Genomic DNA, 2,849 nt, shown 5'->3' with positions numbered 1-2,849 from the left:
GCCAGCACCGGTCCAAAAATTTCTTCCTGGAAAATGCGCATTTTGTTGTGGCCCTTGAACAGCGTAGGCTGCACGTAGTAGCCGCCTGCCAGATCGCCATCCAGATGCGCTTGTTTGCCGCCGATGAGCAGTTCAGCGCCTTCTTGTTGGCCGACATCCATGTAGGACATGATTTTGGCCATTTGCTCTTTGGACGCTTGCGCACCCATCATGGTGTTAGTGTCGAGCGGGTTGCCTTGCACGATGGCGGCCACACGTTTGAGCACACGTTCCATGAACTTGTCATAGATCGATTCCTGAATCAGCGCGCGTGATGGGCAGGTGCAAACCTCGCCCTGGTTGAACGCGAACAGCACCATGCCTTCGATGGCTTTGTCCAGAAAACCGTCGTCTTTGTCCATGATGTCGGCAAAGAAGATGTTGGGCGATTTGCCGCCGAGTTCCAGCGTGGCAGGAATCAGGTTGTTGGCGGCAGCTTGTGCAATCACGCGGCCTGTGGTGGTAGAGCCAGTGAAGGCGATTTTGGCGATGCGCTTGCTGGTGGCCAGTGGCATACCGGCTTCGCGGCCATAACCGTTGACGATGTTGAGCACGCCCGGTGGCAGCAAGTCGGCAATCAATTCGGCCAGAATCAAGATGCTGATGGGGGTGGATTCAGCGGGCTTCAAGACCACGCAGTTGCCGGCGCCGATGGCGGGGGCCAGTTTCCAGGCGGCCATCAAAATCGGGAAGTTCCAGGGGATGATCTGACCAACCACGCCCAAAGGCTCGTGGTAGTGGTAGGCCACGGTGTCGCCGTCGATGTCGGAGAGGGCGCCTTCTTGGGCACGGACGCAACCGGCAAAGTAGCGGAAATGGTCGACCGTGAGCGGGATGTCGGCGTTGATGGTTTCGCGAATCGGTTTGCCGTTGTCCACGGTTTCAGCGTAAGCCAGGATTTCGAGGTTGGCTTCGAGGCGGTCAGCTATTTTCAGCAACAGGTTGGCGCGCTCGGTAGGCGAAGTCTTGCCCCAGGCATCGGCGGCAGCGTGAGCGGCGTCCAGTGCCAGATCGATGTCTTCAGCGCTGGAGCGTGCAGCCTTGGTGTAGGGCTTGCCGGTGATGGGGGTGATGACGTCAAAGTACTCGCCTTTGATCGGGGCCACAAACTTGCCGCCAATGAAGTTGTCGTACTTGGCCTTGAAAGCGATTTTTGCATCGGCGGCGCCGGGTGCTGCGTAGATCATGGTGTGTCCTCGAATTTATAAAAAAATCAATCGGTTTCCCTTGCGGGTAACTTTGATACTCAAGTCCCGTGCCAGCCCGTTTGGGGTCTGAAAGAGGGCAAATTGAGCGATTTTTCTAAGGACTTACGCGGGGTTTTGCCTGTGCCATCGTCGGGCAATGTGCGACAACTGTTCCATAACGGAACAGTGACACAAAGTACAGTCTATGCAGGCCGATTCATAGGGTAAGTCCACCAGGGCAGCACCTTTCGCATCGACAAAACTTCCCCACTTTGCGCCGCTGCGTAGCCCGGAATTCCGTCCACTACCTGCTGCCAGTCCGGTGTTTTCAGGAGCTTCAGGAGGGCGCCTATGCCGGGCTGCTGCAGGGCCGACTTGAGGCACACCAGGTGATAGCGTTCATCAGCCAGCGGAACAAAGTCCAAGCCCTCACTATGGGCCGCTGCCGCGATGCCCAGACCCGCGTCACATTGCCCAGCCGCCACAGCATGGGCCACGGCAGCGTGCGAGGGTTCGGTGTGTTCATAACCCTGAATGCTGCTGGCCGCCAGCCCGGCTTGGGTCAGCAAGTCGTCCAGCACCACGCGCGTGCCGGTGCCCAAGGCCCGATTGGCAAAGCGGGCCTGTGTGCGGACCACATCGTGCAGGGAAGTGAGCGCCAGCGGGTTGCCACGGGCCACCATCAGGCCCTGGCTGCGCTGGGCAAAACCAATGATCTTGTGCTGGCCGGGTTGCAGCAGAGGTTTGTAAGTGCGCTCGGTCAGCGTCTTGGGGCCGGTGTTTTGCAAGGTGTGAAAGCCCGCCATCACGCAGCGGCCTTCGTTCAGGGCCCGAATCGCGTCCACGCTGCCGGTGAAGCGGATGTCGAGGTGAAGCTGGCCGGGCCCTTGTTCGCGGGTGGTTTGCAGCGCGTGCTCGCGCAGGGCGGTGAGGGCTTCGTCGTGGCTGGCGTAGAGCGTGACCACATGCGTAGAGTCGTCAAAGGCCACGGCAAAGCTGCGTTCCAGTTCAGCGCGCAGGGCTTCAATCTGGGGGGCGAGTCGGGCCTGCGCCTGGCGCTCGGCCCACATCAGCTTGGCACCAAATTCGGTCAGGCGCGCCGACTGGCCTTTTTCCCACACCACCAGTTCATGGCCCAGCTCCTTTTCCCAGCGCTTGAGTTCGCCCCATACGTGGCGGTAAGACAAGTTCAGTGCCCGCGCACCGGCAGAGATGGAGCCTTGGGTGGAAACCGCCTGCAGCAAGTCGATCAAGGGGTTGCGGACCAGCGCCGGGCTGCTGTCGCGGGAGAGGGTGTAGTGGAATTGAAGCCTATGCACAACGTTTCATATCGCCGGTAATTAAGTCGGTGGTTACGATACCGCAACTTATCCGACCACATGAATTCAATTACCGAAAGCGCCGCCGCTGCGCTGCAACTTATCGTCTCCTGCGATCCCGGCTTGCTGTCGATTGTGGGCCGCTCGCTGGCGGTTAGCGCCACGGCGTGCCTCATCGCCTGTGTGCTGGGTCTGGTCTTTGGCGCCTGGCTCGGGGTGGCGCGCTTTGCCGGTCGGGCCGCACTGCTAACCGTGCTCAATACCTTTTTGGCGGTGCCCTCGGTGGTGGTCGGGCTGATGGTCT

At 59.9% G+C, this 2,849-nt stretch carries 2 protein-coding genes and 1 pseudogene; 1 reads left to right on the top strand and 2 read right to left on the bottom strand.

Annotated elements, in window-relative coordinates; all coding sequences use genetic code 11:
* Both WCG50_RS18660 and WCG50_RS18655 read right to left on the bottom strand, forming a co-directional pair.
* Positions 1-1,226, bottom strand: a 1,226-nt coding sequence (locus WCG50_RS18660; RefSeq protein ID WP_336901100.1) for an aldehyde dehydrogenase family protein, incomplete at its 3' end; no start/stop codon positions are given.
* Between the two features lie 203 nt (positions 1,227-1,429).
* Positions 1,430-2,545: a substrate-binding domain-containing protein gene (locus WCG50_RS18655; protein ID WP_336901099.1), complete on the bottom strand. Its 1,116-nt coding sequence runs from the start codon at positions 2,543-2,545 to the stop codon at positions 1,430-1,432.
* A 60-nt stretch (positions 2,546-2,605) separates the two neighbouring features.
* Between WCG50_RS18655 and WCG50_RS18650 the strand changes: the two are divergent.
* Positions 2,606-2,849, top strand: a pseudogene (locus WCG50_RS18650) (ABC transporter permease); the annotation flags it as partial.

Origin of the sequence: Rhodoferax sp., assembly GCF_037143375.1 — a bacterium.
Classification (GTDB): domain Bacteria; phylum Pseudomonadota; class Gammaproteobacteria; order Burkholderiales; family Burkholderiaceae_C; genus Rhodoferax.
The sequence above is the reverse complement of the archived record's forward strand: the minus strand, read 5'-3'. Positions and strand labels throughout refer to the sequence as shown.